The following is a 266-nucleotide window of genomic DNA, read 5'->3' on the forward strand; positions in this document are numbered from 1 at the left end:
TTCTGTTGAACCCTGGCTGTCGAGACGACAGACATGGACGAATCCTTCATCATTTTGGACATAATGCTGCTGCAGCCAGCGGGCAATGCGCTCTGCGACCTCCAGATCATCACAGATACTGAACATGGTCGGGCCTGAACCTGAAATACCACTGGCTAACGCGCCGGCTTCCAAGGCGTACTGGCGCGCTTCCTTAAAGCCCGGCAGCAATCCTTCTCGGTAGGGTTCTGCCACCACGTCTTTAATCATTTTAGCGGCCAGCTGAG

1 pseudogene is annotated in these 266 nt (G+C 54.5%); it reads right to left on the bottom strand.

Annotation, left to right across the window (positions count from 1 at the left end):
* Positions 1 to 266 (bottom strand): annotated as a pseudogene (locus ACYP03_RS26460) (homoserine kinase); the annotation flags it as partial.

The sequence above is a fragment of the Photobacterium sp. R1 genome (assembly GCF_054600795.1).